The sequence below is a fragment of the Pseudomonas sp. PS02290 genome (assembly GCF_029960075.1).
GTDB lineage: Bacteria > Pseudomonadota > Gammaproteobacteria > Pseudomonadales > Pseudomonadaceae > Aquipseudomonas.
The window spans coordinates 18404-37054 of record NZ_JASCOY010000042.1; the positions used below are offsets into that span (position 1 = coordinate 18404).

Below are 18651 nucleotides of genomic sequence, written 5' to 3' on the forward strand. Positions count from 1 at the left end.
CGGCGCCTGCTGCACGACTGCAGCGCGCCGCGCGCATCGACGTTGCCTGGCGCACCGTTTTGCACGCCGTACCGATCCGCCCGGCAACGCGCTGGCTGACGGCTTCACTTTTGTCCCTTGGCCACAAAGAAGTAAACCATGACCCAGAATTCGGCAGCCCGCTCACGAAAGCGCCTTGTCCTTGCGCTCCTCATAGCCGTAGCCGTTGGGGCTGTTTATGTCTACTACCGGCACACCTCCAACCCGACGCCGTCGACCGATGCTGGCGCGACTGTTTCCGCCGGACCCGGTGGTCGCCACGGTGGGCCGGGCATGCCGGACCCCAACGCAGCGGTCAGCGTCGCAGTGGGCACGGCCGGTACGGCGGATGTTCCAGTGATTCAGCAGGCGCTTGGCACGGTCGTCCCCAACTACTCGGTCACCGTGACCAGTCGGGTCGACGGTGAGCTGATGGCCGTGTATTTCACCGAGGGCCAGTACGTCAAGAAGGGCCAGTTGCTGGCGCAGATCGACCCCCGTGCCTACCAGGCCACCCTGGACCAATACCTGGGCGACATGGCCCAGAATCAGGCGCTGCTGAAAAGCGCGCAACTGACCGCCGAACGCTATAAGCGGCTGTTCGCCAAGGACTCCCTCGCCAAGCAGGACCTGGACACGCAGATCGCCACCGTCGGCCAGTACGCCGGCGCGGTGAAGGCGGATCAGGGGCAGATCGACGCGGCGAAACTCAATCTGCTGTACGCGAAAATCGTCTCGCCGATTGATGGCTACGTCGGCCTGCGGCTGGTGGATCCGGGCAACATCGTGTCGTCCAGCAGCACCACCGGCATCGTCACCGTGACCCAGACCAACCCGATCGCCGTGACCTTCAGCCTGCCCCAGGCGCAATTGGCGACCCTGCTGCCCAAGGTCCGCAAGGGCGAGCCGTTGAGCGTGCAGGCCCTCGATCAGTTGGGCAACACGCCGCTGGCCAACGGCGCGCTGAAATTCATCAGCAACGAAATCGACACCACCACCGGCAGCATCAAACTGAAGGCGCTGTTCGATAACCCCGCCGAGAAGCTCTACCCCAACCAGTTCGTCAACGTGAAGCTGACCACCGACACCCTGCACAACGCCGTGGTGGTGCCGTCGGCCGCCGTGCAATTGAGCAGCGACGGCGAGTTTCTGTATGTGGTGAAAGACGGCAAGGTCGCCCGCCGCAGCGTCAAGGTCGGCCCGGTCTTCGGCGAGCAAACGGTGATCAGCCAAGGCGTGGACAAGGGCGATCAGGTCGTCACCCGAGGTATCGATCATTTGCGTGACGGCAGCACGGTGACCATTGAGGCGGACAAACCGGCCGGCGCGGATCTCGCCGCATCCAGAACCCCTGCCAGCGCCACGCAGCCGGCTGCCGGCAACGCTGCCCCATGAATCCCTCAAGACTGTTTATCCAGCGCCCGGTGGCAACGGTGCTGCTGATGCTCGCGGTGATGCTGGCCGGTATTTTCGCGTATCGCCTGCTGTCGACCTCAGCGCTGCCGGAAGTGGACTACCCGACTATCCAGGTCACCACGCTGTACCCCGGCGCCAGCTCCAGCGTGCTGGCCTCGGCGGTGACTGCGCCGCTGGAGCGCCAGTTGGGGCAAATGTCGGGGCTGGCGCAAATGTACTCGACCAGTTCGGCCGGGGCGTCGGTGATTACCCTGAAGTTCTCCCTGGATTTATCGCTGGATGTCGCCGAACAGGAAGTGCAGGCGGCGATCAATGCCGCCGACAGCCTGTTGCCCACCGACCTGCCAAACCCGCCGACCTATAAGAAGGTCAACCCGGCCGACACCGCCGTGCTGACCCTCGCGGCGACATCGGACAGCCTGCCGCTGACCCGTGTGCAGGATCTGGTCAACACCCGTGTGGCGCTCAAGCTCTCGCAGATTTCCGGTGTCGGCATGGTCAGCCTGGCCGGCGGTCAGCAGCCCGCCGTGAAGATCGAAGTGAACCCCACCAGCCTGGCGGCCCACGGCCTGACCCTGGAAGACGTCTACGACAAGGTCAATGCCGCCAACGTCAACGGCTCCAAGGGCGGCTTCGATGGCCCGTCCCACTCCATCACCATCGACGCCAACGACCAGTTGCGCGATGCGGTTGAGTACGGCGAGCTGGTGCTGGCCTACGAGAACGGGGCGGCGCTGCGTCTGAAGGATGTCGCGACCACGTCCGAGGCGCCGCAGGATCAGTACCTGGGGGCCACGGCGAACGGGCAACCGGCGATTGTCATCGCGGTCCAGCGCCAGCCGGGCGCCAACGTCATCGACGTGGTCGACAGCATCAAGCAGAAGCTGGCGACCCTGCAAACGGCCTTGCCCGACTCGGTCAAGCTGACAGTCATCAGCGACCGCACCCAGACCATCCGCGCCTCGATCAAGGACGTGCAGATCGAGCTGTTGCTGTCCATCGGGCTGGTGGTGCTGGTGACCTTTGCGTTCCTCGGCAACTTCACCGCCACGCTGATCCCGAGCCTCGCGGTGCCGCTGTCGCTGATCGGCACCTTCGGCATCATGTACCTGGCCGGCTTCAGCGTGAACAACCTGACGCTGATGGCGCTGACCATCGCCACCGGTTTCGTCATCGACGACGCGATTGTGGTGGTGGAGAACATTTCCCGGCACCTGGAGGAGGGCGAAGAGCCCATGGCGGCGGCGCTGAAAGGCTCCCAGGAAATCGGCTTCACCATCATTTCCCTGACCTTCTCGCTGATTGCCGTACTGATCCCGCTGCTGTTCATGGGCGACGTGGTGGGTCGGCTGTTCCGCGAGTTCGCCATCACCCTGGCGGTGGCGATTCTGGTGTCGATGGTCGTGTCACTGACCCTGACGCCGATGCTCTGCGCGCACCTGTTGCGGCATGTGCCCGAAGGCGAAAAGGGCCGCTTCGCCGCCTGGGGCGATCGCCAGTATCAAAAGGTGCTGAACGGCTATGACCGGGGTCTGGTGTGGGTGCTCGATCACCAACGTCTCACGCTGCTGGTGGCTGTCGGCACCGTGGCGCTCACCGGCTTTCTCTACCTGATAGTGCCGAAAGGCTTCTTCCCGACCCAGGACACCGGCCTGATTCAGGGCTTCACCCGTGCCTCCCAGGACGTTTCGTTCAGCGAGATGGCCCGTCGTCAGCAGGCGTTGGTGGAAGTGGTGCGTCAGGACCCGGCCGTGGAGTCGGTGTCGTCCACCATCGGCGTCGACGGCAGTAATGATTCGCTGAACAACGGCCGCCTGCAGATCGGCCTCAAGCCCTTCGACGACCGCGACGACACCGCGACCCAAGTCATCACCCGGCTTGAGAAATCCGCCAGCGCCGTGTCCGGCATTCAGCTGCATCTGGTGTCGTCCCAGGACCTGACCGTCGATGACCAACTGACCCCGAGCCAGTACCAGTTCACCCTCGACGACTCGGAGAGCGCGAATCTGTCGACGCTGACGCCCCGGCTGATCGAGAAATTGCAGCACCGTCCGGAAATGCGCGACGTCGTCGACAACCTGCAAGACCAGGGCCTGGTGGCGTACGTCGAGCTGAACCGGGCGGCCGCCATGCGCTACGGCATCAGCGCCTCCGACGTCGATACCGCGCTGTACAACGCTTTCGGCCAGCGGCTTATTTCGACCATTTTCACCCAGTCCAACCAGTACCGCGTGGTGCTGCAGGTGCCGGGGCAGTTCCAGCAATCCCTGGCGGCGTTCGACAACATCTATCTGGCGGCGGCGACCGGTTCTGCCACGACGACGGCCAGCACGACATCGGGCACGTCTTCGAGCACCTTCACTCAGAGCACGTCATCCAGTTCGACCAGCACCACCGGCACTGCGGCGCAAATGGTGCGCCTGACGGACATCGCCAAGGTCGGCCAACGCACCGGTTCGCTGTCCCTCAGCCGCCTGGATCAGTTCCCGGCCGTGACGGTGTCGTTCAACCTGGCAGACGGCTATTCCCTGGAGCAGGCGCAGGAGGCCATCAGCGAGGTGATGACCGAGCTGAATGCGCCGACCAGCATTACCCTGCGTTACCAGGGCGCGGCCGAAGCGTTTCAGACCGCCACGGGCAACACGCTGTGGCTGATCCTGGCGGCGCTGGTCACCATGTACATCGTGCTGGGCATGCTGTACGAGAGCTTCATCCATCCGGTGACGATTCTCTCGACGCTGCCTTCGGCGGCGATCGGCGCCTTGCTGGCGCTGCTGCTGACCGGCACCGAATTCAGCCTGATCGCGCTGATCGGCGTGGTGCTGTTGATCGGGATCGTGAAGAAGAACGCCATCATGATGATCGACTTCGCCCTGGAGGGTCGCCAGCACCAGCGCCTCAACGCCCGGGACGCCATTCACCGGGCCGCGCTGCTGCGCTTGCGGCCGATTCTAATGACCACGCTGGCGGCGCTGTTCGGCGCGTTGCCGCTGATGCTCGCCACGGGGGCCGGGGCGGAACTGCGTCGGCCGCTGGGGCTGGTGATCGTCGGCGGGCTGTTGCTCAGCCAAGTGCTGACGCTGTTCACCACACCGGTGATCTACCTGATGTTTGATCGCCTGTCCGAGCGGGCCAGGGCACGCTTCACGCGGGGCAGCAATCGGGGCAGCACCCGGAATGGCGATCAGAGCAGTACGCGGCCATGAATCTGTCTCGGCTGTTTATCCGCCGTCCGGTGGCGACGCTGTTGCTGAGCCTGAGCATCACCCTGGCCGGCATTCTCGGTTACACGCTGTTGCCGGTGGCGCCGCTGCCCCAGGTGGATTTCCCGACGATCATGGTCAGCGCCTCGCTGCCCGGTGCCAGCCCGGAAACCATGGCCGCCACGGTGGCCACGCCGCTGGAGCGCAGTCTCGGGCAGATCGCCGGCATCACCGAGATGACGTCCACCAGCAGCCAGGGATCGACCACGTTGATTCTGCAGTTCGAACTGGATCGCGACATCAATGGCGCCGCCCGGGATGTGCAGGCCGGCATCAACGCCGCGCGCAGCTTGCTGCCCAGTTCGATGCCGTCGCTGCCCACGTACCGCAAAGCCAATCCGTCCGAGGCGCCGGTATTGATGCTGGCGCTGACCTCATCGACACGCAGCCCCGGCGAGCTCTACGACCTGGCCTACAGCAAGTTGCAGCAGAAGATCGCCCAGGTGAACGGCGTGGGCGAGGTGTCGGTGCGGGGCGGCGCCTTGCCGGCCGTGCGCATCGACGTTCAGCCCAACCTGCTCAACCACGCCGGCATTTCCCTGGAGGCCGTGCGGCAGACCATCAACGACGCCACCAAGGCCAAGCCCAAGGGTATTCTCCAGGGCGAGGGGCAGAGCTGGGTCATCGACGGCAATGACCAGATCGACAAGGCCGCCGATTACCAGGACCTGGTCACCACCTATCAGAATGGCGCTGCGGTGCGGTTGCGCGATGTCGCCAACGTCTACGATTCGGTGGAAGACACCTTCGTCGGCGGCTATTACAACGGCCAGCCCTCGGTGACCCTGGGCGTGACCCGCCAGGCCGGCGCCAACATGCTCAAGACCATCGACAGCATCAAGGCGCTGATGCCCGAATTGCAGCGGGAAATTCCCGGTGACGTGCAGCTGATCAGCGTCATCGACCGTGGCCCGACCGTGCGTTCGTCCCTGCATGACACCGAAGAAACCCTGCTGATCGCCACCTTGCTGGTGATTGCCGTGGTCTTCGTGTTTTTGCGTAACCTGCGCGCGACGCTGATTCCTGCGGTGGTGCTGCCGGTGTCGCTGATTGGCACCTGCTCGATCATGTACCTGCTGGGTTATAGCCTCGACAACCTGTCGCTGATGGCGCTGATCATTTGCACCGGTTTTGTGGTGGACGACGCGATCGTGGTGCTGGAAAACATCGCCCGCTATCAGGAGCAAGGCATGCGTCCGCTGCGTGCGGCGCTGATGGGCACCCGCGAAGTCGGCTTCACGGTGCTGTCCATGACCCTGTCGCTGATCGCGGTGTTCATTCCGATCCTGCTGATGGGCAGCATTGTCGGGCGGCTGTTCCGGGAGTTCGCGGTGACCTTGAGCATTGCGCTGGGCTTGTCGATGCTGGTGTCCCTGAGCCTGACGCCGGTGCTGTGTGTCCTGCTGCTGCGCCAGCCCGCCCACGACGCCCGCGAGCCGCGGCTTTATCGCTGGATTGAAGCCGGCATTGCGCGGATGCAGGGCGCCTATCTCACGGCCTTGGCCTGGGTCATGCGTCATCGGCTGTTGACCATGTTCAGCCTGCTGCTGACCGTGGGGCTCAACGTTTACCTTTACGCCACGGTGCCAAAAGGGTTTTTCCCGGCCCAGGACACGGGTGTGCTGATGGGCGCCGTGCGGGCCGACCAGAACATTTCCTTTCAGGCCCTCAAGCCGCATTTGCTGCAGATCGCCCATGACCTGGCGGCCGATCCCGACGTCGAGGCGGTGATGTCGTCGACCGGCAGCGGGCGGGCCGGGTCGCGCAACACCGGCGACTTCTTCATTCGGCTCAAGGACTACAAGCAGCGCACCAGCAGCGCCGCAGCGGTGGCAAACCGGCTGACGCGGGCGAACAACAAGGTGGCGGGGATTCAGGTGTTTCTGATGCCCGCCGAGGACATTCGTGTGGGCGGGCGCAGCGCCAACGCCACCTACCAGTTCAGCCTGCAGGCCGATGATCTGGACCTGCTGCGGGTGTGGGAACCGAAGGTCGAGGCGGCGCTGCGGGCATTGCCGCAACTGACCGGTATCGACTCGGACTCCCAGACCGGCGGCCAGGAGATGAAACTGCACATCGACCGTGCCGCCGCGAGCCGGCTGGGAGTGAGCGTCAGCGACATCGACAACCTGCTGAACAACGCCTACAGCCAGCGGCAGGTGGCGACCTTGTACAAAACGTTGAACCAGTACCACGTCATCATGGGCCTGGACCCGGTGTACACCCAGGACGCGACGATGCTCGACCGCATGTACGTGATCAACGCCGATAACCAGCAAGTGCCGCTGACCGCGTTTGCTACGTTCAGTCCGGACAATGCGCCGCTGGCCGTGGCGCATCAGGGTCAATCGGCGACCAGCACCATCGCCTTCAACCTGCAGGACGGCGTCCCTCTGGAACAGGCCACGGCGGCCATTAATGCGGCCGTCGACAAGGTCGGCTTGCCCCGGGACATCCAGTACGGTTTTGCCGGAACAGCTCAGGCTTACGCCGCGCTCGCCGCCAGCATGCCGTGGTTGATCGGGGCGGCCTTGCTCGCGGTGTACATCGTGCTGGGCGTGTTGTACGAAAGTTACATCCACCCGCTGACGATTCTGTCTACCTTGCCGTCGGCGGGGGTCGGCGCCTTGCTGCTGCTCAAGGCGGTGAACATGCAACTGACGGTCATCGCCCTGATCGGCATTCTGTTGCTGATCGGCATCGTCAAAAAGAACGCCATCATGATGATCGACTTCGCCCTGATGGCCGAGCGCGACCGCAAGATGTCGCCTGAGCAAGCCATCATTGAAGCCTGTCGCATGCGCTTCCGGCCCATCATGATGACCACGCTGGCCGCCTTTTTCGGCGCCTTGCCACTGGCCCTCGGCAGCGGCGGCGATGCCGACCTGCGCAAGCCGCTGGGCGTGGCGATTGCCGGCGGCCTGGTGCTGAGCCAGTTGCTGACCCTGTTTACCACCCCGGTGGTGTACCTCTATCTCGATCGCCTGAGCCGTTCTTCGCGGCGTTTCTGGCACACGCGTATCCGCCGCACTCACGTGCCCGGCTGACTGACAAGGTTGAATGAATGAACGCTTTGCTGCCTTCCCGTCTGTCCATCGCTCTGCTGCTGACCGGCACCCTGTTGACGGGCTGCATGGTTGGCCCTGACTACCAGAAACCCAGTGCGCCGATCTCCGCCACCTTCAAGGAAGCCCAGGGCTGGAAGGCCGCGAGCCCCCAGGACGAGTTGCCCAAGGGGCCGTGGTGGGCGCTTTATCAGGACCCGCAACTGGATGCGCTGGTGTCCCAGGTGCAGCTCAATAACCAGAACGTCGCGGTCTACGCCGCGCAATACCAACAGGCCCTGGCGCTGGTGCGTCAGTCCCGCGCCGAAGAATTTCCGACGTTGACCGGCACCGGGGCGAGCAGCCGCAGCGAGTCCGCCAGCGGCTCGTCGTCCAGCGGGGCAGGGGGTGTGAGCAAGGTGCATTCGGCCACCCTGGACCTGAGTTGGGAGGCTGACATCTGGGGCAGACTGCGCCGCACCAACGAACAGGACCGCGCCAGTGCACAGGCCAGCGCGGCCGATCTGGCCAACGCCACTCTCAGCGCGCAATCGTCCCTGGCGCAGGATTACTTCCAGCTGCGCCTGCTGGACCGGCGTATCGCGCTGTACCGCGAGACCATTGCCGGTTACGAGCGTTACCTGCAAATCATCCAGAACAAGTACGACGAGCAGATCTCGTCGCGGGCCGATCTGGCGACGGGCAAAACCCAATTGCAGAGCGCCCAGGCCTCGATGCTCGACTTGCAGTGGCAACGCGCACAGTACGAGCACGCCATCGCGTTGCTGATGGGCAAACCGCCGGCGGACTTCTCCCTCGCCGCAGACCCGGCCTGGCAGTACCACGTGCCCGGCGTGCCGTTGGGTGTGCCCAGTCGCTTGCTGGAACGTCGCCCGGACATCGCCGCCGCCGAACGGCAAATGGCCGCTGCCAATGCCGCGGTCGGGGTGGCAACGGCGGCGTATTACCCGGACCTGACGCTGAGCGCCAGTGGCGGCTACCAGAGTTCCACCCTGAGCAACCTGTTCTCGCTGCCCAACCGCTTCTGGTCGATCGGCCCGAGCCTGACCGGCACGATTCTCGATTTTGGCGCCACCCGTGCCAGCGTTGAACAGGCCCGTCATGCCTACGACGCCACAGTCGCGACCTATCGCCAGACCGTGTTGACCGGTCTGGGCGAAGTCGAGGATTACCTGGTCGAACTGCGCACCCTGGAGCCGGAGCTGGAAGCCCGACGCAATTCCGCGCAGTCGGCGGAAGATTCCGCAGCGGTGAGTCGCGACCAGTACGAAGCCGGCGTCATCGACTACCTCGACGTCGCCACCACCCAGGCCACCAGCCTGAACGAACGCCAGACCCTGCTCAATCTGGTGGCCACGCAGTTGATCACCAGTGTTCAGCTGCAGGCAGCGCTGGGTGGCTCGTGGGTGACAGAGTGATTTTCAGGCGGGTGCTGCTGATTCGGTGTCGGCTGCTTTTGATTGGTAGGACCGGCTTCAGCCGGGAAGAGGCCGGTGTGTGCGCCATCAATTCTGCGGTGTTGCCGCTGGCGCCTTCCCGGCTGAAGCCGGTCCTACTCTGCACATTCCCGCTTCTTCAGCTGAGTCGGGTCAGATACGCCGGGACGGGTTGTTCAGGCAGTACCGACAGGACTTTCAGCCGCTGCAGCATCCGCTGACGGGCACGGTTGAGGTGTTCCTTGAGGTTCAGCGCGGCCGCATCAAACGCGCCGTGCAGCAGTAATTCGAGGATCAACCGATGCTCGGCGAGCATCGCTTCGTCGGGGCCGATGCCCAACTGACTGTAGAAAATCCGGCTGATGATCATCGGGCTCTGGCCCTGGCGGATCAGCGTCGCAATCTTGCGGTTGCTGATGCCCGCCAGGCAGTGGTGATGCAGGTCTTCTTCCAGTCGCTCGATGTCTGCCAGGCTGCACTGCGGATTGTTCTGCGCGGCTTCAACGCGCGCGAGCATGGCGGCCAGGTCGTCGCGGCTCAAGCTTGGCGCGGTCTGACGCAGCGCCTCGGGCTCCAGGCACGCCCGCAGCTCGTAATCCTCGGTCACTTCCCGAGCGGTAAGCGGCCCGGCCAGCCACTGGGAGTAAGGCTCCTTCTCCACCAGCCCCCGGTCACGCAAACGCATCAGCGCTTCGCGCACCACGGCCCGGCTAACGCCATAGTGCTCGGCGGCAATTTGCTCATCGAGCCGATAATGACCGAACGCAATACAGGTCGATAACGCCGCACCGATTTCCTCGAAAATCCGTTCGCCGAGGGGACGCGTGTCCACCAGCTCTTCACTGCTATCGAGGCCCAATTGATGGTGGGTCAGGGCCAGGCGCACCGGCTGCACATCGACGCCGTTTGGATTGACCAGATAACCGCGCCCATCAAACCGACTGATCAGGCCTTCTCCATGGAGCATATCCAGCGCCCGACGCACCGGCACCCGGCTGGTGCCGAACAGCTCTGCCAGCGGCGCTTCGAGCAGCACCAATCCTTCAACCACGTCACCGTTGACGATGGCATCGCGCAGGACCTGTCGGATCGTGGCGTAGCGGGACGCAGTGCGGGAATCCTCGGCGGACATCGATTTCATACACTTCTCGGAAGGCGGGCGGCGATTCTCGCACAAGACAGCGCGTCACTGCGGGCCACGGCAGAACGCACGGTATTGGAGCTGTTGTTACTTTTCTGCACTAAAACGTACCTTTGCATAACTATCCATCCTTGATGGCATACCTGTGATGACGCTTACAGTCCTGCGCACCACCTCGTGCTTTAAAATTGGACGAGGTATCTAGCCCGGGGCTCTTGGCCCGCATGCCCACGCAATCATCGCTCCGCGAATCAAGGTACTCAGACTCTGGCACGCTTTCTGCCTTTAAGAAATGTACATTCTCCGAATATGTACATTAAAGGGTAGATGAAATGTCCGACGCTCGCTTCCCGGATCCGACACTCGCCGATGCGCTGGCAATGGCCGAAGCGTTCGCCAACGGGACGAACGACCCGGTGCAGGCCCTGGACGCAGCGCTGGCGAAGGCTGCCGCCGTCGATGACGTGTTCATCTCTTTCTCCACTCCCCGGGCACGCCGCGAAGCAGAAGCCTCGGCGGCTCGCTGGAAGGCCGGGCAACCGGCGAGCGCGCTGGACGGCGTGCCCATCGCCTGGAAAGACTTGTTTGACCTCGCTGGCAGCCCGACCACCGCCGGCGCCGCGCTGCGCCGTGAATACGCGCCGGCGCTGCTGGATGCGCAGAGCGTCGGCCTGCTGTCACGGGCCGGGATGGTCAGTGTCGGCAAAACCAACCTCAGTGAATTCGCTTACTCGGGTCTGGGCCTGAATCCCCATTTCGGCACGCCGCATAATCCCCTCGGGCATGACCAGCCGCGCATTCCGGGTGGCTCTTCGTCCGGCTCGGCGGTGGCGGTAGCAGCAGGGATCGTCCCTGTCGCCATGGGCACCGACACGGCCGGCTCGATCCGCATTCCGGCCGCCTTCAACGGCCTGGTGGGCTTTCGCAGCAGTTGCCGCCGCTACAGCCGCGACGGGGTCTTCCCCCTCGCGCACACCCTCGACAGCCTCGGCCCGCTGACCCGCAGCGTGCGCGATGCGGTCGCCATTGACGACATCCTGCGGGGTCGCACAAAACCGACCTCTTTGCTGCCGCGCCCGTTGGCCGGTCAGCGGTTCCGGGTCGATCAGGCTGTTCTTGAGGACGACCGCGTCGAGCCATCGGTGCGGGACAACCTGCTGCGCTGTGTGAGCGCGATGCAGGCCCAGGGCGCGCTGATCGAGGTGCGTCCTTCGCCGGCGTTTCAAGCCGCCCTTGATCTCATTCAGCAGCAAGGCTGGCTCGGCGCGGCAGAAGCTTTCGCCCTGCATCAGCCCTTGCTCGACAGCGAGGCGGCCGCGCAACTCGACCCTCGCGTACGACGCCGGCTTGAAGCGGCGCGGGCATTTCCGGCCAGCCACTTGATCAACCTCTACAGCGCTCGCGAGCGGCTGCAACAACAGATGAGCGACGAACTCGATGGCGCCTTTCTGATCACCCCGAGCGTGGCCCATGTGGCGCCGCCGCTTGCGCCGTTGCTGAGCGACGACGACCTGTTTACCCGCACCAACCTGGGCACGTTGCGCCTGACCATGCCGGGCAGTCTGCTGGACATGCCGGGCGTGTCGCTGCCCAGTGGCTGCGACGCCCTTGGCCTGCCCACCGGCCTGTTGATCAGCGCGCCCAGTGGTGAAGACTCACGTTTATTGCGCGCAGCGTTGGCCGTTGAAGCCGCGTTGCGCACGTCCCGAAACCAAGGATCCGATAACTCCGCTGGAGAACGATGATGGCTAAAGAAATTCTGTGCGCCTTCGGTGTCGACGTAGACGCCGTGGCAGGCTGGTTGGGTTCGTACGGTGGCGAGGATTCGCCGGATGACATTTCCCGTGGCCTGTTCGCGGGGGAGGTTGGTGCGCCGCGCCTGCTCAAGCTGTTCGAGCGCTACGGCCTGCGCACCACCTGGTTCGTGCCCGGTCACTCGATGGAGACCTTTCCCGAGCAGATGAAGGCCGTGTTCGACGCCGGTCACGAAATCGGGGTCCACGGCTACAGCCACGAAAACCCGATCGCCATGACGCCCGAGCAGGAAGAAATCGTCCTCGACAAATCCATCGAGCTGATCACCCAGATGACCGGCAAACGCCCGACCGGCTACGTCGCGCCGTGGTGGGAGTTCAGCAAGGTGACCAACGAGTTGCTGCTCAAGAAAGGCATCAAGTACGACCACAGCCTGATGCACAACGACTTCCATCCGTACTACGTGCGCGTGGGCGACAGCTGGACCAAGATCGATTACACCCAGCACCCCGACACCTGGATGAAACCGCTGGTGCGCGGTGAGGAAACCGACCTGGTGGAGATTCCGGCGAACTGGTACCTCGACGACCTGCCGCCGATGATGTTCATCAAAAAGGCGCCCAACAGCCACGGTTTCGTCAACCCGCGCCATCTGGAAGAGATGTGGCGCGATCAGTTCGACTGGGTCTACCGCGAGCACGAACACGCCGTCTTCACCATGACCATCCACCCGGACGTCTCCGGGCGCCCGCAAGTGCTGCTGATGCTGGAGCGTCTGATCGAGCACATCCAGAGCCACGCCGGCGTCAAGTTCGTCACCTTCGACGAAATCGCCGACGACTTCGTCCGTCGTAACCCGCGCCACAGCTGATAGCCCCTTCATTCCGAGGCGTGACCCATGTCCATTTACAACAAGCTTGATCTGACCGGCTGGAAACCCCGGCAACTGACTTCCGAAGAAGTCCGCTACGCCACTTGGATCGCCTTCTTCGCCTGGGTCTTTGCGGTGTACGACTTCATCCTGTTCGGCACCTTGCTGCCGGAAATCGGCCGGCACTTTCAGTGGGGCGAAGCGGAGCAGGCGGAAATCGCCACCTGGGCCGCGGTCGGCACGGCGGTCATCGCGCTGGCCATCGGTCCGTTGGTGGATCGCCTCGGCCGACGCATGGGGATCATTTTCACGGTCACCGGTTCCGCGATCTGCTCGGCGCTGACGGCGCTGGGCGGGTCATGGGGCAAATCGCCGTTGATCCTGATCCGTTCTTTGAGCGGGCTGGGCTATGCCGAAGAAACCGTTAACGCCACATACCTCAGCGAAATTTATGCGGCCTCCGAGGACCCGCGTCTGGCCAAGCGGCGTGGCTTCATTTACAGCCTGGTGCAAGGCGGCTGGCCGGTCGGTGCGCTGATCGCCGCCGGTTTGACCGCTGTGCTGCTGCCGATCATCGGCTGGCAGGGCTGCTTCGTCTTCGCCGCCATCCCTGCGCTGGTAATTGCGTTCATGGCGCGCAAGCTCAAGGAAAGCCCGCAGTTCCAGATTCACCAGCGCATCACCCAGCTGCGCAAGGCCGGCGACGCCGAGCAGGCCAAACAAGTGGCAATGACCTACGGCGTGGATTACGAAGAGCATCGCACCGCCGGCATCGGCGCAGCGTTCCGTGGCACCTCGCGCCGGGCGACCCTGGTGATCGGCGCGGCGATCCTGCTCAACTGGGCGGCGATTCAGGTGTTCAGCGTGCTGGGCACCTCGGTCATCGTCAGCGTTCACCACATCTCCTTCGAGAACTCGCTGATCATCCTGGTGCTGTCGAACCTGGTGGGCTACTGCGGCTACCTCAGCCACGGCTGGATGGGCGACAAGATCGGCCGGCGCAACGTCATCGGCCTGGGCTGGATGCTCGGCGGTCTGTCGTTCACCGGCATGCTCTTCGGCCCCAGCAACATGCCCACGGTGGTCGGTCTGTACAGCCTCGGGCTGTTCTTCCTGATCGGTCCGTATTCCGCCGCCCTGTTTTTCATCAGCGAAAGCTTCCCGACCAGCATCCGCGCCACCGGCGGCGCGATCATCCACGCCATGGGCCCGATTGGCGCCGTGGTCGCCGGTTTTGGCGCGACCTCGGTCCTGAGTGCCGGCGGCGACTGGCAGACCTCGGCGCTGTATTTCGGTGCCGTGCCGTGCTTTCTGTCCGGCGTGTTGATGTTCGCCGCCCGCCACGTGCGCCCAGAAACCGTCCAATAGCAGCCGTCCGATAGCAACCGTCCGATAGAAACCGTCCAATAAGGAACTGAACATGATTCGCAGAGTAGCGTTGATTACCGGGGCCGCCAGCGGGATCGGCCAAGCCCTGGCGGTGGCTTTCGCGCACAAGGGCGTCGCGGTGGTGGGCGGCTATTACCCGGCCGACCCCCATGACCCGGAGATTACTGCGCGGCTGGTCGCGGAAGCGGGTGGCGAATGCCTGATGGCGGAGCTGGACGTCACTCAAACGGCCTCGGTTGATGCGCTGGCCGAGCAGGCCATCAGCCGCTTCGGCCGCATCGATTACGCCGTCGCCAATGCCGGACTGCTGCGCCGCGCGCCGTTGCTGGAGATGACCGACGCGCGCTGGAACGAGATGCTCGATGTCGATCTCACCGGCGTGATGCGCACCTTTCGCGCAGCGGCTCGGCACATGGGCGAGGGCGGCTCGATGGTGGCGATTTCGTCGATTGCCGGGGGCGTCTATGGCTGGCAGGACCACGCCCACTACGCTGCGGCCAAAGCCGGGGTGCCGGGGCTGTGCCGTTCGCTGGCGGTGGAACTGGCGCCCCGGGGGATTCGCTGCAACGCGGTGATTCCGGGTTTGATCGAAACGCCGCAATCGCTGGACAGCAAAAATTCACTGGGGCCGGAGGGCCTTGCCAAAGCGGCCCGTGCCATCCCGCTAGGCCGTGTCGGCCGGGCCGATGAAGTCGCTTCGCTGGTGCGATTCCTGTGCAGCGAGGAGTCCAGTTATCTCACCGGGCAAAGCATCGTCATCGATGGCGGCCTGACCGTGCGGTGGCCGGAGTAGGGCGCAGCGCTGATCCGCTGTTGATCGCGCTACAGGCGCTGGACTGAAAGAGGAAACACCATGCAACTGAAAAACAAGCGCGCTGTGATCACGGGCGCCGGCAGCGGGATCGGTGCTGCCATCGCCCGCGCGTTCGCCGAGCAGGGCGCGCGGCTGGTCCTGGCCGACCGCGACGCCGTCACCCTGGCGAACACCGCCCGGCACTGCCGCGAGTTGGGCGTCGAGGTGGTCGAAAGCGTCGCCGATGTCGGCACCGTCGAGGGCGCGCAGGCCGGTGTCGATACCTGCGTCGAGCACTTTGGCGGCATCGATATTCTGGTCAACAACGCCGGGATGCTGACCCAGGCGCGCTGTGTCGACCTGACCCTGGAGATGTGGAACGACATGCTGCGCGTGGACCTGACCAGCGTGTTCATCGCCAGTCAGCGCGCCTTGCCGCACATGCTGGCGCAGCGCTGGGGACGCATCATCAACGTCGCGTCACAGTTGGGCATCAAGGGTGGCGCCGAGCTGACCCACTACGCCGCGGCCAAGGCCGGGGTAATTGGCTTCAGCAAATCCCTTGCCCTGGAAGTGGCCAAGGACAACGTGCTGGTCAACGCCATTGCGCCCGGGCCAATTGAAACACCGCTGGTGGCAGGCATCAGCAGCGCCTGGAAAACCGCCAAGGCGGCCGAGCTGCCCTTGGGGCGCTTTGGTCTGGCGGAAGAAGTTGCGCCCGTCGCGGTGCTGCTCGCCAGCGAGCCCGGCGGCAATCTGTTCGTCGGCCAGACCCTGGGGCCGAATTCCGGTGATGTGATGCCGTGATGCCCAAGTACAAAGAACAGAGCCGCGAATAAAACAGGAGCGAATAATCATGTGTGGACTCTGCGGCCTGCTGGGCGAAGACGTGCACTGGAGCGACCCGCTGGGCGACGAACTGCCCCGTCGCCGCGAACGCCTGCGCCGGATTGCCGCGATCAACAAGGTGGTCGCGCCGTTCCGCCTGAAGGTCGAGGACTTTCAGGGCGTCTCCTACCTCCTGCTCGGCGCCACCGGCAAGCAGGAACTGGCAAGCGGCCTCGATCAATTGTGGCAACGGGCCGAGCAGTTGATCGGACGCCCGCTGGATCCGCTGGATGAACGACTGCTGGACCACCTGGAGCAGCACCCATGAGCATCGCGCTGAACGTCATCACCGGTTTTCTCGGCAGCGGCAAGACCACCTTGCTCAAGCGCCTGCTGCAGGGCGAAACCCTCGGCGACACGGCGCTGCTGATCAATGAGTTCGGTGACGTCGGCATTGATCACCTGCTGGTGGAAGAGGTGGCGCCGGACACCGTCCTGCTGCCCAGCGGCTGCGTCTGTTGCTCCGTTCGCGGCGAATTGCGCGACGCGCTGACCGACTTGCTCCAGCGCCGCGCACGGGGCGAAGTGCCGGCGTTTCGACGCATCCTCCTGGAAACCACGGGCCTGGCCGACCCTGCGCCCATTCTGGCGACGATCAACAATGACCCGCACCTGCGCGGCCGTGTGCGTATCGGGCTTGTGGTGACCGTGGTCGACGCCAGCCATGCCGCGCTGCAGGAACGCCTTCACCCGGAATGGATGGCCCAAGTCGCGGCCGCCGACCGGCTGCTGATCAGCAAGACCGACGTCGCCGACGAAGACGCGCTGAAAGCGTTGCAGCGGCGTTTGCAGTCGATCAATCCCGCACCGGTGCTGACCACGGATGCCATTGAGAGCGGCGATCAACTGCTGCTCGGTGACGGGCTGCACAGCAGTGATCCCGCCCAGGAGGTCGCGCGCTGGCAATTAATGGGCGTGCGCTCGACAGCCGCCCGCCACGGCGAGGCGCAGGTCTGCTGCCTGACCTTTGAACGCCCGCTGGACTGGGTCGCCTTCGGGGTCTGGCTGTCCATGCTGCTAAGATGCCACGGCGAACGAATCCTGCGCGTCAAAGGACTGCTCAACGTGAACAACAGCCACGCCCCCGTCGTCATTCATGGCGTGCAGCATTGCCTGCACGCGCCGGTGCACCTGCCTTCATGGCCGGGCGACGACCATCGTTCGCGGCTGGTATTCATCGTGCGCGGGCTGGACACCGCGCTGCTGCGCCGCTCGTTCGAGGTGTTCAGCGAACGCCTGGCGCCGGCGCCCCGGGAAGCGCTGGCATGACCGTGACGCTGAGGGTACTGGGCACTTCGGTGACGCTGCTTGAATCCCTGCGGGTTCGCGCCGAAGAAGACCTCGGTATCAAGCTGGTTTATCAGGTGCATGACGTGCAGACCGCCCAGCGCATCGCGGTCATGCAGCCCGACAGTTACGACCTCTATGACCAGTGGTTCCACAACGTGGATTTCGTCTGGCCCGCCCGCGCCATTCAGCCCATCGACACCCGCCGTGTTGCCCTGTGGCACGAAATCAACGACCTGCCCAAACGCGGCAGGCTGTCGGCCAGTGACCGCCTCGGCAGCGGCAGCGTGCCCAGCGAGCGCCTTTTTGTGCAGCACGACGGCAGCCTCGGCAGCGCGGTGAGTGAGCGCATCAGCATGTTGCCACTGACCCACAACGCCGACAGTTTCGCCTATCGTCCCGAGCGCCTTCCCGCCGGCTTCAGCTCGGCGGACGAGAGCTGGGGCTGGCTGGTCGATCCGGCCTGGTGCGGGCGGGTGGCCCTGCAAAGTGACGCGGCCATCGGCGCACTCGACGCCGCGCTCGCCGTGCAAGGCGCAGGGCTGGCGCAGTTCCGCGACATCGGCAACCTGAGCATCGAAGAGATCGACGTGCTGGCCGACATCCTCGTGCGCAAGCAGGGGCAGGGCATGTTCGGCGCGTTCTGGTCAGACGATGAAGAAGCGGCGGAGCTGATGTTGCATCCGACAATCGACATCCAGAGCTTATGGTCGCCGACCCTGGTGCGCTTGCATCGGGCCGGCGTGAAATACCGCGTCGCCGTGCCGCGCGAGGGCTATCGCGGCTGGTTCGGCGGGTTGTCCCTGTCGCGCCATGCCAAGGGCCCGGTACTCGATGCGGCCTACGCCTACCTCAACTGGTGGCTGTCCGGCTGGCCCGGGGCGGTGATGGCCCGCCAGGGTTATTACATCGGCAACCCGGCCCGCAGCCGCGAACACCTGAGCGCGGCCGAGTGGGATTACTGGTACGCCGGACTGCCCGCCCGGGAACAACTCATGGGCAGCGACGGCCTGCCGCTGATCGACATCGGCGAAGTGCGCGATGGCGGCTCCTACGAGCAGCGCATGGGCCACATCGCGGTGTGGAATGCGGTCATGGATGAACACAACTACCTGGTGCGCCGCTGGGGGGACATCTCCCGGGCCGGCAGCAAGGGCTCGCGCAGGCAGTGAAGCCCTCGCGCGAGCCGCAAGCCGGGGCGTGGCGGACCGCTGCGGCGGCGTCCCTGCAAAATGCCCGGCGGGCTGATTGACCGATAAACACATTCACAAGCGTCGATTACTCATGGACTATAGGCGCCATTTGGCGCGCCCCTCATGGGGCCAGCGC

Annotated in this window: 13 protein-coding genes; 12 read left to right on the plus strand and 1 reads right to left on the minus strand. The window is 64.5% G+C overall.

The window, feature by feature from the left end; translation table 11 throughout:
* Window positions 1–138: 138 nt before the first annotated feature.
* From QMX88_RS17910 to QMX88_RS17925, 4 genes are read left to right on the plus strand one after another with little or no spacing between them, the layout of a single operon-like run.
* Window positions 139–1413 (plus strand): efflux RND transporter periplasmic adaptor subunit, encoded by a 1275-nt coding sequence (locus QMX88_RS17910; protein ID WP_282371662.1) that lies wholly within the window; start codon window positions 139–141, stop codon window positions 1411–1413.
* A complete protein-coding gene (locus QMX88_RS17915; protein WP_282371665.1) occupies window positions 1410–4640 on the plus strand; it encodes an efflux RND transporter permease subunit in 3231 nt (1076 codons plus the stop codon). Before QMX88_RS17910 ends, QMX88_RS17915 begins: the two co-directional genes overlap by 4 nt.
* Window positions 4637–7744, plus strand: coding sequence for an efflux RND transporter permease subunit (locus tag QMX88_RS17920; protein WP_282371667.1), 3108 nt, complete (start codon window positions 4637–4639; stop codon window positions 7742–7744). The genes QMX88_RS17915 and QMX88_RS17920 overlap by 4 nt, the downstream gene beginning before the upstream one ends.
* A gap of 17 nt (window positions 7745–7761) precedes the next feature.
* Window positions 7762–9180 carry an efflux transporter outer membrane subunit gene (locus QMX88_RS17925; RefSeq protein ID WP_282371669.1) on the plus strand — a complete coding sequence of 473 codons (1419 nt, stop codon included), beginning with the start codon at window positions 7762–7764 and terminating at the stop codon, window positions 9178–9180.
* A 157-nt stretch (window positions 9181–9337) separates the two neighbouring features.
* On the opposite strand, the gene QMX88_RS17930 is transcribed toward QMX88_RS17925, so the two are convergent.
* Complete coding sequence (locus tag QMX88_RS17930; RefSeq protein ID WP_282371670.1) at window positions 9338–10339, minus strand: GntR family transcriptional regulator; 1002 nt, start codon at window positions 10337–10339, stop codon at window positions 9338–9340.
* Between the two features lie 332 nt (window positions 10340–10671).
* Here QMX88_RS17930 and QMX88_RS17935 point away from each other — a divergent pair, with 332 nt between their 5' ends.
* From QMX88_RS17935 to QMX88_RS17970, 8 genes are read left to right on the plus strand one after another with little or no spacing between them, the layout of a single operon-like run.
* Window positions 10672–12084: an amidase gene (locus QMX88_RS17935; RefSeq protein ID WP_282371671.1), complete on the plus strand. Its 1413-nt coding sequence runs from the start codon at window positions 10672–10674 to the stop codon at window positions 12082–12084.
* On the plus strand, window positions 12084–12965 hold the full coding sequence (locus QMX88_RS17940) for a polysaccharide deacetylase family protein (protein ID WP_192172524.1): 882 nt from the start codon (window positions 12084–12086) through the stop codon (window positions 12963–12965). The genes QMX88_RS17935 and QMX88_RS17940 overlap by 1 nt, the downstream gene beginning before the upstream one ends.
* A gap of 27 nt (window positions 12966–12992) precedes the next feature.
* Entirely contained in the window at window positions 12993–14333 is a 1341-nt protein-coding gene (locus tag QMX88_RS17945) for an MFS transporter (protein WP_282371672.1), read from the plus strand.
* A 52-nt stretch (window positions 14334–14385) separates the two neighbouring features.
* Window positions 14386–15147: an SDR family NAD(P)-dependent oxidoreductase gene (locus tag QMX88_RS17950; RefSeq protein ID WP_282371673.1), complete on the plus strand. Its 762-nt coding sequence runs from the start codon at window positions 14386–14388 to the stop codon at window positions 15145–15147.
* Between the two features lie 60 nt (window positions 15148–15207).
* Window positions 15208–15954, plus strand: coding sequence for an SDR family NAD(P)-dependent oxidoreductase (locus QMX88_RS17955; protein WP_282371674.1), 747 nt, complete (start codon window positions 15208–15210; stop codon window positions 15952–15954).
* Between the two features lie 49 nt (window positions 15955–16003).
* The gene (locus QMX88_RS17960; protein WP_065989066.1) at window positions 16004–16303 is read left to right on the plus strand and encodes a hypothetical protein; all 300 of its coding nucleotides are present in this window, start codon (window positions 16004–16006) and stop codon (window positions 16301–16303) included.
* Complete coding sequence (locus tag QMX88_RS17965) at window positions 16300–17304, plus strand: CobW family GTP-binding protein (RefSeq protein ID WP_282371675.1); 1005 nt, start codon at window positions 16300–16302, stop codon at window positions 17302–17304. Before QMX88_RS17960 ends, QMX88_RS17965 begins: the two co-directional genes overlap by 4 nt.
* Window positions 17301–18494 carry an ABC transporter substrate-binding protein gene (locus QMX88_RS17970; RefSeq protein WP_282371676.1) on the plus strand — a complete coding sequence of 398 codons (1194 nt, stop codon included), beginning with the start codon at window positions 17301–17303 and terminating at the stop codon, window positions 18492–18494. Before QMX88_RS17965 ends, QMX88_RS17970 begins: the two co-directional genes overlap by 4 nt.
* Window positions 18495–18651: the final 157 nt, after the last annotated feature.

Excerpts from the sequence above, each read along its gene's own strand:
- QMX88_RS17910 (WP_282371662.1), top strand. The coding sequence starts at position 139 with ATGACCCAGAATTCGGCAGCCCGCTCACGAAAGCGCCTTGTCCTTGCG.
- QMX88_RS17915 (WP_282371665.1), top strand. The coding sequence starts at position 1,410 with ATGAATCCCTCAAGACTGTTTATCCAGCGCCCGGTGGCAACGGTGCTG.
- QMX88_RS17920 (WP_282371667.1), top strand. The coding sequence starts at position 4,637 with ATGAATCTGTCTCGGCTGTTTATCCGCCGTCCGGTGGCGACGCTGTTG.
- QMX88_RS17925 (WP_282371669.1), top strand. The coding sequence starts at position 7,762 with ATGAACGCTTTGCTGCCTTCCCGTCTGTCCATCGCTCTGCTGCTGACC.
- QMX88_RS17930 (WP_282371670.1), bottom strand. The coding sequence starts at position 10,339 with ATGAAATCGATGTCCGCCGAGGATTCCCGCACTGCGTCCCGCTACGCC.
- QMX88_RS17935 (WP_282371671.1), top strand. The coding sequence starts at position 10,672 with ATGTCCGACGCTCGCTTCCCGGATCCGACACTCGCCGATGCGCTGGCA.
- QMX88_RS17940 (WP_192172524.1), top strand. The coding sequence starts at position 12,084 with ATGGCTAAAGAAATTCTGTGCGCCTTCGGTGTCGACGTAGACGCCGTG.
- QMX88_RS17945 (WP_282371672.1), top strand. The coding sequence starts at position 12,993 with ATGTCCATTTACAACAAGCTTGATCTGACCGGCTGGAAACCCCGGCAA.
- QMX88_RS17950 (WP_282371673.1), top strand. The coding sequence starts at position 14,386 with ATGATTCGCAGAGTAGCGTTGATTACCGGGGCCGCCAGCGGGATCGGC.
- QMX88_RS17955 (WP_282371674.1), top strand. The coding sequence starts at position 15,208 with ATGCAACTGAAAAACAAGCGCGCTGTGATCACGGGCGCCGGCAGCGGG.
- QMX88_RS17960 (WP_065989066.1), top strand. The coding sequence starts at position 16,004 with ATGTGTGGACTCTGCGGCCTGCTGGGCGAAGACGTGCACTGGAGCGAC.
- QMX88_RS17965 (WP_282371675.1), top strand. The coding sequence starts at position 16,300 with ATGAGCATCGCGCTGAACGTCATCACCGGTTTTCTCGGCAGCGGCAAG.
- QMX88_RS17970 (WP_282371676.1), top strand. The coding sequence starts at position 17,301 with ATGACCGTGACGCTGAGGGTACTGGGCACTTCGGTGACGCTGCTTGAA.